Origin of the sequence: Pandoraea communis (genome assembly GCF_902459745.1) — a bacterium.
GTDB classification, from domain to species: domain Bacteria; phylum Pseudomonadota; class Gammaproteobacteria; order Burkholderiales; family Burkholderiaceae; genus Pandoraea; species Pandoraea communis.
In genome coordinates this window covers 203354-222518 of the sequence record NZ_CABPSJ010000009.1, presented here as the reverse complement: position 1 = coordinate 222518, position 19165 = coordinate 203354, and the positions used below count along the sequence as shown (strand labels likewise).

The 19165-nt window shown below is 62.2% G+C and carries 16 protein-coding genes; 3 read left to right on the top strand and 13 right to left on the bottom strand.

All coding sequences use genetic code 11. The annotated features are described in order from the left end of the window. Positions 1-50: 50 nt before the first annotated feature. The 6 genes from aroA to gyrA form a co-directional block, all read right to left on the bottom strand. Complete coding sequence (gene aroA / locus PCO31110_RS25000) at positions 51-1373, bottom strand: 3-phosphoshikimate 1-carboxyvinyltransferase (protein WP_150691703.1); 1323 nt, start codon at positions 1371-1373, stop codon at positions 51-53. Then, entirely contained in the window at positions 1373-2245 is an 873-nt protein-coding gene (locus PCO31110_RS24995) for a prephenate dehydrogenase (protein WP_010804346.1), read from the bottom strand. Before PCO31110_RS24995 ends, aroA begins: the two co-directional genes overlap by 1 nt. 20 nt (positions 2246-2265) lie before the next feature. After that, positions 2266-3348, bottom strand: a complete 1083-nt coding sequence (pheA, locus tag PCO31110_RS24990; RefSeq protein WP_150691702.1) for a prephenate dehydratase — start codon at positions 3346-3348, stop codon at positions 2266-2268. 102 nt (positions 3349-3450) lie between these two features. Continuing rightward, a complete protein-coding gene (gene serC / locus PCO31110_RS24985; RefSeq protein WP_010804348.1) occupies positions 3451-4563 on the bottom strand; it encodes a 3-phosphoserine/phosphohydroxythreonine transaminase in 1113 nt (370 codons plus the stop codon). Positions 4564-4848: 285 nt separating this feature from the next. Then, complete coding sequence (locus PCO31110_RS24980; RefSeq protein WP_010804349.1) at positions 4849-5433, bottom strand: DUF2059 domain-containing protein; 585 nt, start codon at positions 5431-5433, stop codon at positions 4849-4851. Positions 5434-5574: 141 nt separating this feature from the next. Next, the gene (gene gyrA / locus PCO31110_RS24975; protein WP_010804350.1) at positions 5575-8196 is read right to left on the bottom strand and encodes a DNA gyrase subunit A; all 2622 of its coding nucleotides are present in this window, start codon (positions 8194-8196) and stop codon (positions 5575-5577) included. 411 nt (positions 8197-8607) lie between these two features. On the opposite strand from gyrA, the gene ompA reads away from it, so the two are divergent. Next, entirely contained in the window at positions 8608-9276 is a 669-nt protein-coding gene (gene ompA / locus PCO31110_RS24970; RefSeq protein WP_010804351.1) for an outer membrane protein OmpA, read from the top strand. 100 nt (positions 9277-9376) lie between these two features. Here the strand turns inward: ompA and PCO31110_RS24965 are convergent, their stop codons facing one another. After that, positions 9377-10165 carry a hypothetical protein gene (locus PCO31110_RS24965; protein ID WP_010804352.1) on the bottom strand — a complete coding sequence of 263 codons (789 nt, stop codon included), beginning with the start codon at positions 10163-10165 and terminating at the stop codon, positions 9377-9379. 285 nt (positions 10166-10450) lie between these two features. On the opposite strand from PCO31110_RS24965, the gene PCO31110_RS24960 reads away from it, so the two are divergent. After that, positions 10451-10921: an EVE domain-containing protein gene (locus PCO31110_RS24960; protein ID WP_010804353.1), complete on the top strand. Its 471-nt coding sequence runs from the start codon at positions 10451-10453 to the stop codon at positions 10919-10921. A 188-nt stretch (positions 10922-11109) separates the two neighbouring features. Next, entirely contained in the window at positions 11110-11817 is a 708-nt protein-coding gene (locus tag PCO31110_RS24955) for an SIMPL domain-containing protein (RefSeq protein ID WP_150691701.1), read from the top strand. A 157-nt stretch (positions 11818-11974) separates the two neighbouring features. Here PCO31110_RS24955 and PCO31110_RS24950 read toward each other — a convergent pair whose 3' ends face one another. The 6 genes from PCO31110_RS24950 to dctP form a co-directional block, all read right to left on the bottom strand. Further along, on the bottom strand, positions 11975-13507 hold the full coding sequence (locus PCO31110_RS24950) for a malonate--CoA ligase (protein ID WP_150691700.1): 1533 nt from the start codon (positions 13505-13507) through the stop codon (positions 11975-11977). A 75-nt stretch (positions 13508-13582) separates the two neighbouring features. After that, positions 13583-14383 carry an enoyl-CoA hydratase/isomerase family protein gene (locus PCO31110_RS24945; RefSeq protein WP_150691718.1) on the bottom strand — a complete coding sequence of 267 codons (801 nt, stop codon included), beginning with the start codon at positions 14381-14383 and terminating at the stop codon, positions 13583-13585. A gap of 44 nt (positions 14384-14427) precedes the next feature. Further along, complete coding sequence (locus PCO31110_RS24940; protein WP_150691699.1) at positions 14428-15966, bottom strand: malonyl-CoA decarboxylase domain-containing protein; 1539 nt, start codon at positions 15964-15966, stop codon at positions 14428-14430. 101 nt (positions 15967-16067) lie between these two features. Next, positions 16068-17411 carry a TRAP transporter large permease gene (locus PCO31110_RS24935; RefSeq protein ID WP_010804358.1) on the bottom strand — a complete coding sequence of 448 codons (1344 nt, stop codon included), beginning with the start codon at positions 17409-17411 and terminating at the stop codon, positions 16068-16070. After that, entirely contained in the window at positions 17408-18007 is a 600-nt protein-coding gene (locus PCO31110_RS24930) for a TRAP transporter small permease (protein WP_010804359.1), read from the bottom strand. The genes PCO31110_RS24935 and PCO31110_RS24930 overlap by 4 nt, the downstream gene beginning before the upstream one ends. Continuing rightward, positions 18004-19050, bottom strand: a complete 1047-nt coding sequence (gene dctP, locus PCO31110_RS24925) for a TRAP transporter substrate-binding protein DctP (RefSeq protein WP_010804360.1) — start codon at positions 19048-19050, stop codon at positions 18004-18006. Before dctP ends, PCO31110_RS24930 begins: the two co-directional genes overlap by 4 nt. Positions 19051-19165: the final 115 nt, after the last annotated feature.

Here is a 19165-nt window from a genome sequence, read left to right as displayed (position 1 = left end):
AGGGCTGACAGACTTCTGCGGCAGTTCAGCCGCCGACTGCCCCCCATAAACTACGACGCGATGCGCGCGAACTCTGCGAAATACGTCGGGAACGTCTTGGCAACGCACTTCGGATCGTTGATCGTCACCGGAACACCACCAAGACTCACGAGCGAGAAACACATTGCCATACGATGATCGTCGTAGGTGTCGATCACTGCATTCGGCGTTAGCGAAGACGGCGGCGTGACGCGCAGATAATCCACCCCCTCTTCCACCGTCGCCCCCACCTTGCGCAATTCGATCGCCATGGCGCTCAGACGATCCGTCTCCTTGACACGCCAGCTCGCCACATTACGCAACGTCGTCGTACCGTCAGCGAAGAGTGCGGCAACGGCGATCGTCATCGCGGCATCGGGAATGTGATTGAAATCCATATCGACGGCACGCAGCTTGCCGCTCGGCGTGTCGATACCATGCACCTCGATGGCATCGTCGTGCAGCGTAACGCGTGCGCCCATCGCCGCAAGGGCGTCCACAAAACGCACGTCGCCCTGAATGCTGTCGCGGCCAACGCCCTCCACGCGCATCGGACCGCCGCCAATCGCACCGGCCGCGAGGAAATAGGACGCCGACGAGGCGTCGCCCTCGACCCGGATTTCGCCAGGGCTCCGATACTTCGCGCCATCGGCATCCGCCGCTGGCAGTATGAAGCGCGACCACCCATCCTGTCGCACATCGATGCCAAAGCGCCGGAGCAACCGCAGCGTAATGTCGATATACGGCTTGGAAATCAGCTCTCCCTCGACCTCGACAAGAATCTCACCCGTTGCCGAAGGCAGCAACGGCAATGTCAGCAATAGCGCCGTCAAGAACTGACTCGACACATCGCCTCGCACGCGAATCGGCGTGACGGGTGCCGCCACGTCGGCCGGTTTGATATGCAGCGGGGGATAGCCGGCGTTGCCGAGGTAATCGATCTGCGCACCGAGTTGGCGCAAGCCATCGACGAGATCACCGATCGGGCGCTCATGCATGCGTGCCACGCCCGAGACTTCATAGTCGCCATGGCTCAACGACAGCGCCGCCGTCAACGGACGAATGGCCGTGCCTGCATTCCCCATGAACAGCTTGGCGGTCTTCACGGGAAACACGCCACCGCAGCCTTCCACGAGGTAATCGCGCGAGTTACCGACCTGCGTGCATTTCACGCCGAGCGTCGCCAATGCGTCGAGCATCACCTGCGTGTCGTCCGATGCCAGCAGGTCGCGCACGCGGGTCGTTCCGTGAGACAGCGCAGCGAGCAGCAGCACCCGGTTCGAGATACTTTTCGAGCCGGGCAGGCGCAGCGTACCTTCGGCGTGGCCGTAAGGGCCGAGATCAAGCGTTTCCATTACTTTTCCTGTTGCTTGGCCCAATCCGTTCGCGCCCGACTGGCGCGAGCGAACACGGCCTCGAGACCGGCACCATCACCGGTGTCGATCAATTCACGCAGTGTGCCGAGCGTAGCCAGATAGCCATCGAGTTCGGCAAGCAATGCCTCGCGATTGGCCACACAGATATCGCGCCACATTTCCGGATTCGATGCAGCAATACGCGTGAAGTCACGGAAGCCACCGCCCGCGAAACCGAATTTCAGCGCAGCGTCGGGGGCCTCAAGAATCTGCGCAATGAGGGCGTACGACAGCACGTGCGGCAAGTGACTCACCGACGCAAAAACGCGATCATGTTGTGTCTCGGACATTTCCGAAACACGCGCGCCCGTCGCCTCCCACATCGCCCGCACTTGCGCGACATCCTCGCGGCGATTGTCCGGTTGCGGGCAAAGAACGACGCGCCGGTCGCGATACAAATCGACTTTCGCTGCGTCGACACCCGACAACTCCGCACCGGCAATCGGATGGCCGGGCACGAAGCGCCAAACTTCGTCACCCAATGCTTCCCTGGCGGCCGCCACGGCGTCCGTCTTGGTGCTGCCAGCATCGGTCACGATCGTATTGCCGCCAAGATGCGGACGAATTGCCGCGAGCAAGGCCGGCGTTTGTGCCACCGGTGCCGCGAGCACAACCACATCGGCTCCGGTCACGGCATCGGCCATCGACACGGCAGCGCGATCGATCACACCGAGTTCGCAAGCCCGCGCGAGCGACGCTTCGCTGCGTCCCACGCCGACGACTTCCTTCACCGTCCCCGTCGCCTTGAGCGCACGCGCGAGCGAACCCCCGATCAGGCCGACGCCGCAGATGACGAGTTTATTCAAACTCATGATGTATGGCCTGCCGCTCGTTATGCGCAGCGCGGGTATGACCCGAGCACTTTGCAATAGGCGGCGTTCTGACGCAGGACATCGAGCGCTTTGGCAACATTGGGATCTTCGCGATGACCCTCGAAGTCGACGTAGAAGTAATACTCCCACGCACCGCTCTTGGCCGGGCGCGACTCAAATCGCGTCATCGACACGCCGTTGTTCGCGAGCGGCTCGAGCAGCGCCACCACTGCTCCCGCCCGATTGGGTACCGAGAGAATCAGCGAGGTCTGATCGTGACCGCTCGGCGCCGGGTCCTGCGTGCCGATCACGACGAAACGCGTGCGGTTGTGCGGATCGTCCTGCACATGTGAGAACGCAATTTGCAGTCCATACTGAGCAGCCGCCGACTCGCCCGCGATGGCGGCAATCGCCGGATCGGCTGCCGCCATGCGCGCTGCCTCGGCATTGCTCGATACCGCCTGACGCTCCAGTTGCGGAAAATGCGCTGTCAGCCAGTGCTGGCACTGTGCGAGCGACTGGGCGTGCGAGCAAATACGCGTCACACCATCGAGCGTGCCCGATTGCGTCATCAAATTATGATGAATCGGCAAGGCGATTTCACCGCCGATCGTCAGCGGACTCTGCAGCAGCAGGTCCAGGGTGCGCGACACCACACCCTCGGTCGAGTTCTCGACCGGCACGACACCGAAGTCTGCGCTACCGGCCTCCACGGCCCGGAAAACCTCGTCGAGCGATGGGCACGGCAAACCCTTCACACTCTGACCAAAATAGGTGAAAGCCGCCTGCTCGCTATAAGTCCCTGCCGGGCCAAGATAGGCGACAGTCATGACCTTCTCGAGCGCGCGGCTGGCCGACATGATCTCGCGCCAGATCGACGCCAGATTGTCGCCATACAGCGGACCGTCGTTAGCCTGTTGCAGACGGGAAATCACCTGCAACTCGCGCTCGGGCCGGAACACCGGCGCACCAAAACGTTTCTTGACCTCGCCCACTTCCAGGGCGACGGCCGCACGTTGATTGAGCAGCTTCAAAAGCTGCACGTCGATAGCATCGATCTTCTCGCGCAGAGGGCGCAACGATGCGTTCAGATCATCATCCATGGAGCGTATTGTCTTCTTACGATGGGACATGGTCAGGCAGCTCGCGGTGCGATGTCCCGAAGGACGTCGGAAGGTTCCTGCCGCACCGGCTGTTCGCCCTCGTCAGCCGTGGCTGCGCTCGAATTCGCGCAGATAGTCCACCAGCGCCTCGACACCGGCAAGCGGCATCGCATTGTAGATCGAGGCACGCATGCCCCCCACGGACTTGTGGCCCTTGAGTTGCAGCAGACCGCGCTCGCGGGCGCCGGTCAGGAAGGTTTCGTTCAATGCATCGTCGTGCAGGAAAAACGGCACGTTCATCCGCGAACGGCAATCCTTCGCCACCGGTGTGCGGTAAAAGTCGCTGCCGTCCAGATAGCCGTACAGCAGCTCGGCTTTCGCCTTGTTCCGGGCTTCCATGGCAACCAGCCCCCCCTGACGTTTGAGCCACTGGAACACGAGTCCGGCAATGTAGATGGCGTACGTCGGCGGCGTGTTGAACATCGAGTCGTTTTCGGCAACGATCTTCCAGTCGAATGCGCTGGGTGTGATCGGCAGCGAACGGCCGAGCAGATCATCACGCACGATGACGAGCGTGAGACCCGACGGCCCGATATTCTTTTGCGCACCGCCATACATCACGCCAAACTTCGACACGTCCATCGGGCGCGAAAGAATGTGCGACGAGACATCCGCCACGAGCGGCACATTCGGCAAGCCGGCAGCGGCCAGATCGGGGGTCCAGAAATACTCGACGCCGTGAATGGTCTCGTTCGTGCAGATGTGCACGTACGCCGGGTCCTTCGACAACTGCCATTCGTCCATCTTCGGCAGCCGGGTAAACTTGTCAGCCTCGGTGGTCGCGGCGATGTTGACGTCGCAATACTTGCGCGCTTCCTTCCGCGACTTCTCAGACCACGAGCCCGTGACGACATAATCCGCCGTACGGCGCTCGCCCGCACGCTCCCCGCCCAGCAAGTTCATCGGAACGATAGCGTTCTCCGCCAGCCCCCCTCCTTGCATGAACAAGGTCCGGTAGTTGTCGGGCACGGCCAGCAGCTCACGCAGGTCGGCCTGCGCCTGCGCCAGAATGCTCATGAACTCGCGGCCGCGATGGCTCATCTCCATCACGCCCATGCCGGCCCCATGCCAGTCAAGCATTTCCTCGGCTGCCTGGGCGAGTACTTCGGCAGGCAGCGCCGCCGGACCGGCGGAAAAATTGAAAGCGCGCGTCATTATCGTTTTGCAGCAGTAAAAGTGAAACGCAAGCCGGCGGAGACTGGCCCGTGCGGCTTGCGTTTCACGTCTGACGATCATTCGGCGGTGCGGCAGCAGCAGAGGTCAACTATACCGCCAGATGACCGCCGCGTGCGGCTGCCCGCCGCAATTCGGGCGCAGGACGACTGCATTCCGGAAAATGCTGAGCAGAACCTGCCGATTTCGCCCCTCAATGCAAAATGGCCGTTTGCGATCACTCGCAAACGGCCATTATCGGTCAATCCCGTCGGGACCGGCCGAAATTTACTTCTTGGCCGGCGCCTTCACCGACTTGGCAGCGGCGGCAATCTCGGCGTCAGCTTGCTTCTTCGACGCGTCGATCGATTGCGGCATGTACTTCTGCATCAGGCCACCAACAACTTCTTGACCGACCTGATCCTGGACCTTGATGTACTTCTGACCGACCGGGCTCTTGTAGAACGCCGTCAGGCCCTTGATTTCGTCGGTGGTGTAGTACTTGCCGTAGGCGCTGTACTGTGCCTGAACCGCGTCGTTCTTGAATGCGTCGGAAGCGAAAACCTTACCGGCGTTGTCCACCAGCTTTTGCACGGAGTTCTGCTGCAGAACCGGCACGATCGCCTGCTTCTGCGCATCGCTCAACGTCTTGTTCTCGACCAGTTGCTCCTGCAGTGCACCGATGGCCATTTGCTTGGCCTGCGCCTGCGCGCCTTCGCCGATGGCGGCAACGAGCTTGTTCGAGTCGATAGCGTCGAGCAGATCCTTGATCGCTGCCTTCTTGTCGGCGTCGAGCGGGGCGCTCTGCTGGGCCATTGCCATTGCCGGTGCTGCGAGCAGCAGCCACATCCACTTCTTGACGTTGCGTTGCATAGTAATAGTCACTCCAAAGTTCGTCGGCTTTCGACGACGATAAATAGATGCATCCTCGCCTGGGCACTTCACTGCATCGGGCCAGATTCTACTGACTTTTCGGGGCAATGCACCCGTAGATTACATCGAGTTACGTCAGTATTACTCCGTGACATCCGCTTCCGGCGCCTCGTCGTCGCCCTGTGCTTCGCCATTCTCGGCAACCTCGGCGTCGGACTCAACGATGCGTTGCAGGCCTGAGAGCGTCGTGCCTTCATCCAGGCTGATCAGCGTCACCCCCTGCGTGGCCCGGCCCATTTCGCGAATTTCCGACACGCGCGTACGGATCAGCACCCCGCCAGTGGTGATCAGCATGATCTCGTCATCCGGCTCAACCAGCGTCGCCGCGACCACCCGGCCGTTGCGCTCGCTCGTCTGGATCGCAATCATACCCTTAGTGCCACGGCCATGGCGCGTATATTCGGTGATCGAAGTGCGCTTGCCGTAGCCGTTTTCGGTCGCTGTCAGCACCGACTGCTGCTCGTTTTCTGCGACCAGCAGCGCGATGACCGTTTGACCGTCTTCGAGTTGCATGCCGCGAACACCGCGCGCCTCACGCCCCATCGGACGCACGTCGTTTTCGTCGAAGCGCACGGCCTTGCCGCTGTCCGAGAACAACATGACGTCGTGCGCACCGTCGGTGATGGCCGCGCCGATCAGCACGTCGCCGTCGTCCAGGTTCACGGCGATGATGCCTTTCTTGAGCGGACGGCTGAAGGCCGCGAGCGGTGTTTTCTTGACCGTGCCCAAGCTCGTTGCCATGAACACGAAGCGATCTTCCGTGTACTCCTTGACCGGCAGCACGACGTTGATCTTCTCACCGTCCTGCAACGGGAACATATTGACGATCGGGCGCCCGCGCGAGTTCCGCGAACCCTGCGGCACTTCATAAACCTTGATCCAGTACACACGGCCGCGGTTCGAGAAGCAAAGGATCGTGTCATGCGTATTCGCGATGAACAGCGTGTCGATCCAGTCGTCGTCCTTCGTGGCTGCCGCCTGCTTGCCGCGTCCGCCGCGCTTCTGCGCGCGGTACTCGGACAACGGCATCGATTTGATGTAACCCGAGTGCGACAACGTCACCACCATATCCTGCGGGGTGATCAGGTCTTCCGTATCGAGTTCGGTGGCGTTGTGTTCAATGGTCGAGCGGCGGGCGTCGCCGAACTCGGCGCGCACAGCCGTCAGCTCTTCGCTGATGATGGCCGTCACACGTGCCGGACGCGCCAGAATGTCGAGCAAGTCGGCGATCTGCAACATCACTTCCTTGTACTCGGAAACGATCTTGTCCTGCTCCAGACCGGTCAGGCGTTGCAGACGCATCTGCAGAATTTCCTGCGCCTGCGTCTCCGACAGACGGTACATACCGTCTGCCTGCATGCCCACCGCCGGGTCGAGACCTTCCGGGCGGAAGGCTTCGCGCCCCCCCTGAGACTCGGTCTCCGCACGCGACAGCATGTCGCGCACCACCGACGAATCCCACGCCTTCTCCATCAACGCGGCCTTCGCGATCGGCGGCGTCGGCGCCGCCTTGATGATCGCGATGAAGTCGTCGATGTTAGCGAGCGCTACCGCCAGACCTTCGAGCACATGGCCACGCTCACGGGCACGACGCAGTTCATAGACCGTGCGGCGAGTAATCACTTCGCGACGATGCGCAAGGAAATGCACCAGCATTTCGCGCAGGTTCAACAACTTGGGCTGGCCGTCGACCAGCGCCACCATGTTCATGCCGAACGTGTCTTGCAGTTGTGTGTGCTTATAGAGATTGTTGAGAACAACCTCGGGCACCTCGCCGCGCTTGAGTTCGATTACCACGCGCATGCCGCTCTTGTCGGACTCGTCGCGAATGTCGGAAATCCCTTCGAGACGCTTCTCGTTGACCAGTTCGGCAATCCGCTCGAGTAGTGAGCGCTTATTTACCTGATACGGCAACTCATCGACGATGATCGCCACACGTTGACCGCGATCGATATCCTCGAAGTGAGTCTTTGCTCGCATCACCACACGGCCACGGCCGGTGCGATAGCCTTCGCGCACACCGGAGATGCCGTAGATGATGCCCGCAGTCGGGAAGTCCGGTGCCGGGATGATCTCGATGAGTTCGTCGACGGTGGCATCCGGGTTCTGAAGCACGTGCAGACAGGCGTCGACGACTTCGTTCAGATTATGCGGCGGAATGTTCGTGGCCATGCCAACCGCAATACCCGACGAACCGTTGAGCAGCAGGTTCGGGATACGGGCCGGCAGGATGAGCGGCTCTTTCTCGCTGCCGTCGTAGTTCGGACCGAAGTCGACGGTTTCCTTGTCAATGTCCGCAAGCAACTCATGACCGATCTTGGCCATGCGCACTTCGGTGTATCGCATTGCAGCGGCGTTGTCGCCGTCGACCGACCCGAAGTTGCCTTGGCCGTCGACCAACATATAGCGCAGCGAAAACGGCTGGGCCATACGAACGATCGTGTCGTATACAGAGGCGTCGCCGTGCGGGTGGTATTTACCGATGACGTCACCGACGATACGTGCCGATTTCTTGTACGCCCGGTTCCAGTCGTTGTTCAGCTCGTGCATGGCGAACAGTGCACGGCGGTGAACAGGCTTCAGGCCGTCACGCACGTCCGGCAAGGCGCGGCCGACGATCACGCTCATGGCGTAATCGAGATACGACCGCCGCATTTCTTCTTCGAGCGAAATCGGGAGAGTTTCTTTGGCGAACTGATCCATTATTCGTGTCTATCAAACCCTAATCGCGATAGGCGGCTGCCGGCGATATGATCCTGAGATTCTAACATGCCCGTCATAGGCATCCGAAACGAGCGTGATGCAATGCACAAGACATGTCTGGCATGCCAAAATGTCAGACAACGATCAGAAATGAAACGGTTGGCGAGGGCCCTCAAAAGGTGTTGCGCTCAAACCACAACTGCGCCACGACAGGCAGCAAACTTGGGGTTTTGCTCGCGGCCGGCTGAAGCGCTATGGCAAAATGCCGTGGCATAAGTTAGACATTATTCGAAGTGCATGGGCCATGCTTTCGCGCACTTGCCGATGTTATACTTCGAGCGATGTAAGACTTTGGTTCCGTCGTCTAGGCTCGCAGTAAACCTGCGGTAATCTCATTTCGAGAGGAGAAATATGAATAAATTCGCTAAGCTCGCGATCGTTGCAGCTACCGCAGTGATGGCTGCTTCGGCTATGGCCCAAAATTACGTCCAGACCGCTCCGGGTCCGATCGCGGCCTCGAAGCAAGCAGTCAACGACAACTGGGTGAACGGCAGCGGCGAGTGGGTTTGGAAGAACGGCTCGGACGAACTCTGCTGGCGCGATGCCTACTGGACCCCGGCCACGGCCAATGCCAAGTGCGATGGCTCGATCATCGCTCAGGCTGCAGCTCCGGCACCGGCTCCGGTGGCTCCGGTGGCTCCGGTCTCGCAAAAGGTGACCTATCAGGCCGACGCTCTGTTCGATTTCGACAAGGCCGTCCTGAAGCCGGAAGGCAAGGCTAAGCTCGACGACCTGGCTGGCAAGGTTCAAGCACTGAACCTCGAAGTCGTGGTTGCCACGGGCTACACCGACCGCATCGGTTCGGACAAGTACAACGACCGTCTGTCGCTGCGTCGTGCTCAAGCTGTGAAGGCCTACCTGGTCAGCAAGGGCGTCGAAGCCAACCGCGTGTACACCGAAGGCAAGGGCAAGCGTAACCCGGTTACGACTGGTTGCAACCAGAAGAACCGCGGTCAGCTGATCAAGTGCCTGGCACCGGATCGTCGCGTGGAAGTCGAAGTCGTCGGCACGAACAAGTAATACGGTTCGCCGACTACGAAAAACCCCGCCTCGGCGGGGTTTTTTTCGTCCGTTGCACAAGCGAACCGGTGGCGCCCGGCGATGATCAAGTGCGCCGCCGTCAGGCCTCGCTGCCCAACTGCGGGTACTGACGCTTCACCATAAAGGACAGCAGCGCCTTGACCGGACGGTCACGCCACCACGACCCGGTCTCGAGCGGCTTGAACATCATGCGCGCGGCCGCCTCCACTGGCATGTACTGCTTCATCACGTCGCCCGACATTGCCAGAAACGCATCCCAGGTCATCGGCTCGAACGGCGGCGGCGAGCGCCAGAAGTGATTGAGCGGCTCGAACGCGAACGCAATGTCCTCGTCGCGCACCAGCTCGCTGCGCGCCACCATGGTGCGCAACCGGCTGATGACGCCATGCTGCTCGACAGCGTTATACCTATCGAATGTCTTGCGGAAATAGCGATAGTGGCCGACCTCTTCGTTGCTCAGCTTGTGCATCATCTGCTTGAGTTCGTCGACAGGCATATAGGATTCCAGGCAGCGATAGATCATCGCCGTCTGCGTCTCCGTGACGCATCGTGACAGCGCCTCCAGCGCCAGCGAAGGCCGCATGTACTGCACCTCGCAACGCGGCTTGTAACGGGCCAGAAACGCATCGTAAGCGTTCGCCCAGTCGAACTCGGGCCAGACACGTGCGATATAGTCCTTGGCGAGACGCCCGTGTTCGACCTCTTCGGGCAGCCAGGTATCGCGCAGCCACGTTCTCATCTCATCGTCGTCGCCATACATCTGATTGAGGGTGGAGACGAATTCGGGGACGCTGGTCTCGATGAACGAGACCGTGGCGAGAGAATAGAAGATGAACGCATTGGTTCGGACAGACGGCTCTGCTGCCATGACACACTCTCCTATCGGCATAGGGAATCGAACATGTTTCGCTCAAGCCCGTACGTGCGACCGGGCCGAATGGGCAGACTGACGAACGCGTTGTGCACTGCAACTCGCAGCACCCACGTCATGGGCCCATGCGTCACGTGAAACGTCACACGAAGGTCACCAAGGCATAGTATAGGATTTGGCCAAATATCGCAGCGCGGCAAACAATCGATTACAAATGCACCGTCTTCGGGCGAGTTTGAGCGACGTTTGTCACTGTTGCATCCACTTGAACTCCGAAACGCCATGACGCAACGCTACTGGTTAATGAAGTCAGAACCCGAAGAGGCGAGCATCGACGATCTCGCCAGCGCCGAACATCAGACCCTTGCGTGGACCGGTGTGCGCAACTATCAGGCGCGCAACTTCATGCGCGACAACATGCGCGTGGGCGACGGGGTACTCTTCTATCACTCGAGCTGCGCCGTGCCCGGTATCGCGGGACTCGCCACGGTTGCCTCGACGCCCTACCCCGATCCCACGCAGTTTGACCCGAAGAGTCCATATTTCGATCCCAAGTCGAAGCCGGAATCTCCCCGCTGGTTGCTTGTCGACGTCAAACTCGATCGCAAGACGCGGCTAGTCCCGCTGACCGAACTGCGCCAGACGCCCGAACTGGATGGCATGCTTGTGCTCGCACGCGGCAACCGCCTCTCGATCACCCCTGTCTCCCCCGAACACTGGAAGTTCATCAGCAAGCACTTACTTAAGGCGTGAAGGATGCCGAAGGGAATCTGGGAACCAAAATTGGGGCGATAGCGTCTGTATAACGTTGCCGGCATACGCATAGTACGCGCCCACTTGCCTTTTCATTCGCAGCAGGGTTATGTCACGAAGGCGGTACCGGCGGTCTGTCAAGCGTTTGCCGTTCAGATGCGAACCAACATTCGAAAAAGGACAACACTATGCGCAAATCTCTCGCTGCAGCTCTTTTGATTGCCACTGCCGCCAATGCGGCCTACGCCCAGTCGGGTGACGAACTCAACCGTCAGGTCTCAGGCGTGTTGGGTCTCGAAGCGCATGCCACGAAGGAAGTCGAACAGGACACTGTTCACATCACGATGTCGGCTCAGGAGCAGGGCCCGGACGCCGCCACGGTGTCGCGCAACCTGACGCAAAAGGCGAACAGCGCGATGTCCATCGCCAAGGGGCAGAACGGCGTGCAGGTGCAGACCGGCAACGTCTCCCTCTACCCGACCACCAATCGCGACGGCAAGATCACGGCATGGCGCGGCCGCACCGAGTTGCAGATGACGTCGAAGGATTTCGGCGCAGCGTCGCGTCTCGCGAGCCAGATCTCGAATCAGATGCAGATGGACGGCGTGTCGTTCTCGCTCTCGCGTGAAGCGCAGGAGAAGACCCAGGCCGAACTGACCAATCAGGCCATCCAGGCGTTCCGCGATCAGGCGCAGAACAACACGAAGGCCTTCGGTTACAGCGGCTACACGATCCGTCAGGTGCAGGTCGGCTCGAATGCCCCGATGATGCCGCGCCCTTACGCGATGAAGGCAATGTCCATGGCCGCCAGCGCAGATGCCGCACCGCCGATGCAATTCGAAGGCGGCAAGACGCAAGTGACCGTGACGGTCTCGGGCACCGTGCAGATGAAGTAAGGCATGCCTGCCGAACGGGCGCTACCCCGGCAGCCCGGCTAGCGCACCAACGAAAATGCCGCCCCGGCAAGGGCGGCATTTTTCATGCTCGGGACAACGATGGCACGGGCGCGGCACATCGCCGCATCAAAGCCGGCGACAACGTGTCGCAAAGCGACTACTTGAACCGATCGCGCAGCAGGTTCTTCTGCACCTTGCCCATCGTGTTACGCGGCAATTCCGTGACGACATGCACGCGCTTGGGCACCTTGAAGTTCGCGATGCGCTGCTTGAGCGCGTCGATGACGGTTCGTTCGTCGGGTGCCGGCACACCGTCGCGGGGTACGATCACCGCCACCACCGCCTCTCCGAAGTCCGGATGCGGCACACCGATGACTGCCGACTCGGCCACGCCGTCCATTTCGTCGATGAAGCCCTCGATCTCCTTCGGATAGACGTTGTACCCGCCGGAGATGATGAGATCCTTCGAGCGGCCCACGATGTGCACGTAACCGTCCTCGTCGAACTTGCCCACGTCCCCCGTCTTGAAGAAGCCGTCGCTGGTGAACTCCTCCGCCGTCTTCTCCGGCATGCGCCAGTATCCGGCAAACACGTTCGGCCCCTTGACCTGAATATGGCCGATCTCGCCTTGCGCGCTCGGTTGGCCGTCATCGCCCGCCACGCGAACCGTCACCTCCGGCAGCGGCACGCCGACCGTACCGGCACGACGCACGCTGGGCGCATCGCCGTGATACGGATTCGAGACCAGCATGACCGTCTCCGACATGCCGTAGCGCTCCAGAATCGTATGCCCCGTGCGCTCGCGGAAAGCGTCGAACGTCTCGCGCAATAACGGCGCCGAGCCCGAGATGAACAGTCGCATGTTGCGGCACGCGTCGCGAGTGAGTCCCGGCTCCGCCAGCAGCCGGACGTAATACGTGGGCACGCCCATGAACACCGTGGCGCGCGCCAGTTGGTGCAGCACTTCACGCGCATCGAACTTCGCCAGCCAAATCATCTTGCTGCCCGAGTACAACGCCGCGTGACTCGCGACGAACAACCCGTGCACGTGGAAAATCGGCAGCGCATGCAGCAGCACGTCGCCCCCTTCGCGCTCGCCCCAGCCCCAGAACGTGTGCAGCACGCGTGTGTTGCTCGCGAGGTTGCCGTGCGAGAGCATGGCGCCCTTGCTGCGGCCCGTGGTGCCCGACGTGTAGAGAATCGCAGCGAGATCGTCGGGCGAGCGCGGCACGGTCTCGAAGGTATCGCCGAACCATGCCGCGCGCTCCAGCAGCGAGCCCGTGCGATCGTCCCCGAGCGTGTAGACGTGCTTCGCGCCATTGGTGAACGCAATCTTCGAGACCCAACCGAAATTCGCCGGGCTGCACACCACGACATCCGGCGCCGCGTTTTCGACGAAATACGCGATCTCGGCGTCGCGATACGCCGTGTTGAGCGGCAGATAGACGAACCCTGCACGCAGGGTCGCGAGGTAAAGCAGCAGCGCTTCGGGAGACTTCTCGACCTGCACGGCGATACGCGCGCCGGGCGACAGATCGAGACTCGCGAGCAGGTTCGCCATCCGCGCGCTCGCGTGCTCGAGGTCGTCCCAACTGTAGTAGAGCCCTTCGGGTGTCTCGATGGCACACGCCGATTTGTCGGCAGGAAAACGTTCGGAAAAAAGTCGATAGAGGTTGGCGTCTTGCATCATAAACAGAACCGGATTCGAAACAGTGGATACGTCGTTGCGTCAGTGAAATCGGAAATACTGGGGGTGCGCCGGCACTCAGCGTCCCCGGAAATCGGGCGGCCGTTTCTCAAGGAATGCCGCTACGCCTTCGCGGTGATCGTGCGAGTCCCAATAGGAGAAGGCCTTCTGCCATTCGGCCTCTGACAACGGCGGCAAGCTCGGCGCCAGGCGAGCGATCAGCCACTTGTTCAGTTGCGCCGCGAGCGGCGCACCGGCGGCGACGCGCCGGGCGCAAGTGTAGCCCGCTGCTTCGACGTCCTCGTCGGCAACCACCCGCGTGAGCAGCCCCTTCTCGCGGGCTTCCGCCGCACCGAAGACTCGCCCTTCGAGCAGGATCTCAAGCGTGGCCGCGCGCCCCGCCAGCGCCAGCACGCCGCGCAGTTCGCCGGGTGCCATCGGAAAACCGAGCTTGTTGATCGGCACGCCGAACCGTGCGCCCTCCCCGGCAATACGCAGGTCGCAATGCGCGGCGATCTCCAGACCGCCGCCCACGCATACCCCTTCAATCAGCGCCACGCTCGGATGCCGGCATCGCGCCAATGCGTCGAGCGTCGGCCCGATCACCTCGCCGTGATAGCGACGCAGCGTATCGTAACTGCCGCGCTCAACCGGAAACTCCTCGATATCGGCACCGGCCGCAAAGTTGCCCTGCGCCCCGCGAATGACGATGGCCCGCACACGTGCGTCCTCGTCGAGCGCCTGCAAATGCGCGCGCAACGCGCGCCACATCGCCACCGAAATGGCGTTGAGCTTGGCGGGGTTCGATAGCGTCAGGGTGACCCATCCCTCGTCAAGCGAACTGTCGTCGCGCAGAACTTCACTCACACGTGTCTCCATGATGTTGATGAGCGCTTGCGGCCGCCGCGGCATTCCTATGGCGCTCAGAGCAAGCGCGATACCGCGCGTCCGAGTGCCGGTTCGCCATCGATGAGGCGCTGCAGATTGGCGTCGAGTTCGTCGGGCTCGTAGAGGTAATTGACCATCATGCCGCACGATTGCTTCGCGCCCTTCTTCGAAAGGTCTGCATGCCAGTTGATCCGCTCCACACGCGCACCGTTGCCCAAATGGAACCGCGCCACCGGATCGCGCGGCTGTCCGCGCACGGTTTCGCGCGCCAGATAGTGCGCGGCCAGCGCCTCCCCCAGACTGCGCTGCAACGCTTGCACGCTCTTGCGCTCCGGCGAGGATTGCAGCCAGGTCATCATCTGCACCCCCGAGACGCCTGAGGCCAGCGGCGTTTCCTGTGTCAGCGACTTCACCCGCTTCGGACCGAGCGCCTCGGCAAGTGCCTGCGCCGACAGTTGTTTGAGCCAGTCGTTGAAGCCGGGGATAGGCGAGAGTGTCGCGAAGTTGCGCAGCTTCGGGAAATCGACTTGCAGTTCGTCGATCACGCGCTTGAGCAGGAAGTTGCCGAAGCTCACGCCGCGCAGCCCCGGCTGCGTGTTCGAAATCGAATAGAAGATGGCCCAGCGCACACGGCGCAAGTCTTCCAGCGGGGCCTTCTCGTCGAGCAGCGAATGCACGTCGGCTGCCATGTCGGGGACGAAGGCCACTTCGACGAAAATCAACGGTTCGCGCGGCATGCGCGGATGGAAAAAGGCGTAACACCGCCGGTCGGAGTCGAGCCGGTTGCGCAAGTCGGCCCACGACGAAATCTCGTGTACCGCCTCGTAGCGCATGAGTTTTTCGAGCAGCGACGCCGGCGAATCCCACGTAATCGGATGCAACTCCAGCAGGCCGACGTCGAACCATGTCGAGAAGAGGCTGCCGAGATCCTCTTCGAGGGCCGCGAGGCCCGGCAATGCTGCGCGATGGTGCAGCATGTCCGAGCGCCAGCGCACCAGAAACGGCAGACCGTCGGGCAACGCGTTGAAGCGTTTGAGGAACCGCACGCGCGCGCTGCCCAGTGCGCCCGCCAGTCCGCCGGCGGCGCGTTTGGCGCTGGCGCCGTCGCCGTCCTTGCCCGCGTCGGCGAGCGCATTGCCGTCGCTCGCACAGATATCGGCAACGACGGTGAGCAACGCTAACTGCTCTTCAGGCGACGCCGCGCCGTAGCGCGTCATGAACTCGCGTGCGGCTTCGTTGGCGGCGGAGTCGGTCTGTCGCGCCGACAGGCATTGCGTCAACTGCCGGCGCAGCGCCCCCTCTTCTCTGGGCGACAATTTCGCCGGGGCTATCTTGCCGTCCCCTTTGTCTCCCTTATCACCCTTATCCCCCTTGTCGCCTTTGCCATCCTTCGCCCCCCCCGTCTTGCCCGCGCCACGTCCGAACCACTGCCCGAGGCGCTCCCCCAGCGACGGCTTCGACGACGGCACCGGAGCGCTGAGGTCGGCCACACTCTCGGGGGCGCTCCGCCCCCCTGGCGAGGCCGCCGCCGGGGCCGACGAACTCGGCGATATGGGAACGGACGTGGCTGACATGATCGGCGCATCCTTCATGGCTTCCTCTCTCTCAGGGCTTGCTTTCAAAACAGGTACGACACATCGCCGGGCGATCGGTGCCCGCACGCCACCGCCCGTGCTCATCCCATCAGTTGGTCCGGCAGCCACAGCGACAAACCGGGCAGCAGACAGATGAGAACGACGGCCACCACCATCAACACCACGAACGGCATCACACCCCACACGATGTCGCGCAGTGCGATATCGGGCGCGGTGTTCTTGATGACGAATATGTTGAGACCCACCGGCGGATGAATCAACCCCAGTTCCATGACAATCGTCATGACCACGCCGAACCACACCAGATCGAAGCCCGCGGCCCGGAGCGGCGGCAGAATGATCGGCGCCGTCATCAGAATGATGCTGACCGGCGGCAGAAAGAAGCCGAGCACCACGACCATCAGCAAGATGGCGGCAAGCAGCACCCAGCGCGACAGATGCAGCCCCACGATCCATTGCGCGGCCGACTGGCTGATGTGCAGATAGCTCATCACGTAGGAATAGAGCAGCGACATGCCGATGATGAACATGAGCATGGTCGACTCGCGCAACGTGCCGGTGAGAATCGGGGCAAGCTGGCGCGGCTTCCACATCCGGTAGATCACCGCGATGAGCGCAAGCGCCAGCAATCCGCCAAGACCGGCCGTCTCCGACGGCGTGGCATACCCGCCGTAGAGCGCCGCCATCACGCCAATGAGCAGCGTCACGAACGGCAGCACGCGCGGCAGCAACGCCAGTTTCTCGCGCAGGGTGGCGGGCGGCTCGCTCGGGAACGGCGACGGCGTGCCATCGCGTGCGAGCGCCAGTTGCGCACGCCCGTACTCCTTGCGATAGCGCCAGGCCGCGTAGCACGAGAACAGCCCTACCAGCAGCAGCGCGGGCACGATCCCCGCGAGGAACAGACGCCCGAGCGACTGCTCCGCCGCCACCGCGTAGAGAATCATCGTGATCGACGGCGGAAGCAAAATGCCCAGCGTGCCGCCCGCCGCGATGATCCCGGCGGCGAAGCCCGGCGAATAACCGCGTTGGCGCATCTCCGGAATCCCGGCACTGCCGATGGCGGAACACGTTGCCGGACTCGACCCTGCCATCGCGGCGAACAGCCCGCATGCGAAAACATTCGCAATGCCGAGCCCTCCCGGAATCCGTCGCATCCAGGCGTGCAGCGCCAGATACAGATCCTGCCCCGCGCGCGACTTGCCGATGGCGGCGCCCTTCAGAATGAACAGCGGGATCGACAGCAGCGTAATGCTGGCCATTTCCTCATAGACGTTTTGCGTGATGGTGTCGAGCGACGACGCCGGCATGAAGCCGAACATGAACGCCACTGCCACTGCCCCAAGCGCGAACGCGATGGGCATGCCCGAGAACATGGCGACGAGCGTGGCGCCGCCATAGAGCAATCCGATGCCGAGTTCGCTCATGCGTGTCCTCCCGGGCGATTCGACGCGTTCGATGCGGGCGGTGTGTCGCGGCCCGGCGGGTTCCCCATCTCGCAAGCGCCGATAGCCACTTGCAGCAGCAGTTGCACGGTCAGCAACGTCATGCCGAACGCCATCAGTCCGTAGGGAATCGACAGCGGTGGGCCCCACGTCGAACTGCTGGTCTGACCCTCGGCATAGGCTTCCCAGAACAGCGTCCACGACTTCCAGGCGAAGAAGCCGCAGAACGCGAGCGTGACGATGTCCACGAGCCATCGCCGCACCCGGTTCACACGCGGCGAAAGCAACGTCGTCACGGCTTCGATGCCGATGTGCCCGCGCAAGTGCTGCACGTGCGCGGCAGACACGAAGGTCGCGCCGACCAGCAAGAACACGGCGGCTTCGTCTTGCCAGTCGGTGGCGAGCTTGAGCACGTGCCGCGCGAACACGCTGTAACTGAGCACCAGTGCGGCGCCGACCAGCGCCAGCATGCACACGATCATGAGCAGACGGCTCACGCCCTGCAACAGGGCGTCGAGCCGCCGCAACACGCGAGTGCGCGCCACCGCGGGCTCCGCGCTCACGATGGCCCCGCTCATGCAGGCACCTTCTCGGCAAGCGCGAGCAGTTTCGCGCAGGTGTCCGACTTGCTCGCGTAGTCCTTCCATGCGGTGCGCTTGGCAATGTCGCGCCACTTCATCACCGTCGCTTCGTCCAGGTCGTACACCTTCGCGCCGGCCTTGGTGTAGACGCTGGCAATCTGCGCATCGTCGGCCTTCGCGGCTTCGGTGCCGAACGCCTCCAGCTCCGCGCCCACTTGCAGAATCACCTGCTGCTGATCCTTGGGCAGCTTGTCGAAGATCTGCTTGGACATGAGCAGCGGCTCCAGCATGAACCAGTACGACTTGTTGCGCCCCGTCGTCAGGTGCTTCGACACCTCTTCCAGACGGAACGACATCAGGCTCGTCGACGACGTCATCGCCGCATCCATCGCGCCTGTCTGCATGGCGGCATAGAGTTCGTTCGACGGCAGCGAGATCACGGCCGCGCCGGCCTCCTTGAGCATCATGTCCATTTCGCGGCTGCCGCCGCGCACCTTGAGCCCCTTGGCATCTTCGGGGGTGACGAGCGGCTTGGTGCGGCTCGCGACACCGCCCGCCTGCCAGACCCAGCTCACGATCACGATGTTCTTCTCGGCGAGCACGTCAGTGAGTACCTTGCCGATTTCGCCGTTGCGCCAGGCAGTGCCCTGCGCGTAAGACGTCACGAGTCCCGGCATCAATCCGATATTGAGTTCGCGCACTTCCCCGCCGGCATAGGGCAGCGGATAGAGCGAAAGGTCGAGCGCCCCGCGGCGCAACGCCGAGAACTGTGCATTGGTCTTCATGAGCGAACTGCCCGGATAGACCTGAAACTTGAGCGCACCGTTGGTACGCTTCTCGACTTCCTGAGCGAACTTGCGGCACAGCCGGTCGCGGAAATCGCCCTCGGTGAGGGTGCCGCCGGGAAACTGATGGGAAATCTTGAGCGGACCGCTCTGCGCGAATGCGCCGCCCCAAGGGCTGGCCAGACCGCCGGTCACGAGTGCCGAAGCGGCACCCAGCATGAGTTGCCGCCGCAGCGGGGAAAGGGTTGTCTCCATGGCGTCTCCTGTCACTTCTGTCAGTGGTGAACCAGCGAAACCCGGTGTCTGACATCGCCCGGCCCGCGCGGGAAGACGCGCCCCGGGTGCACCACCGGTTCGCCGGCACTGCATG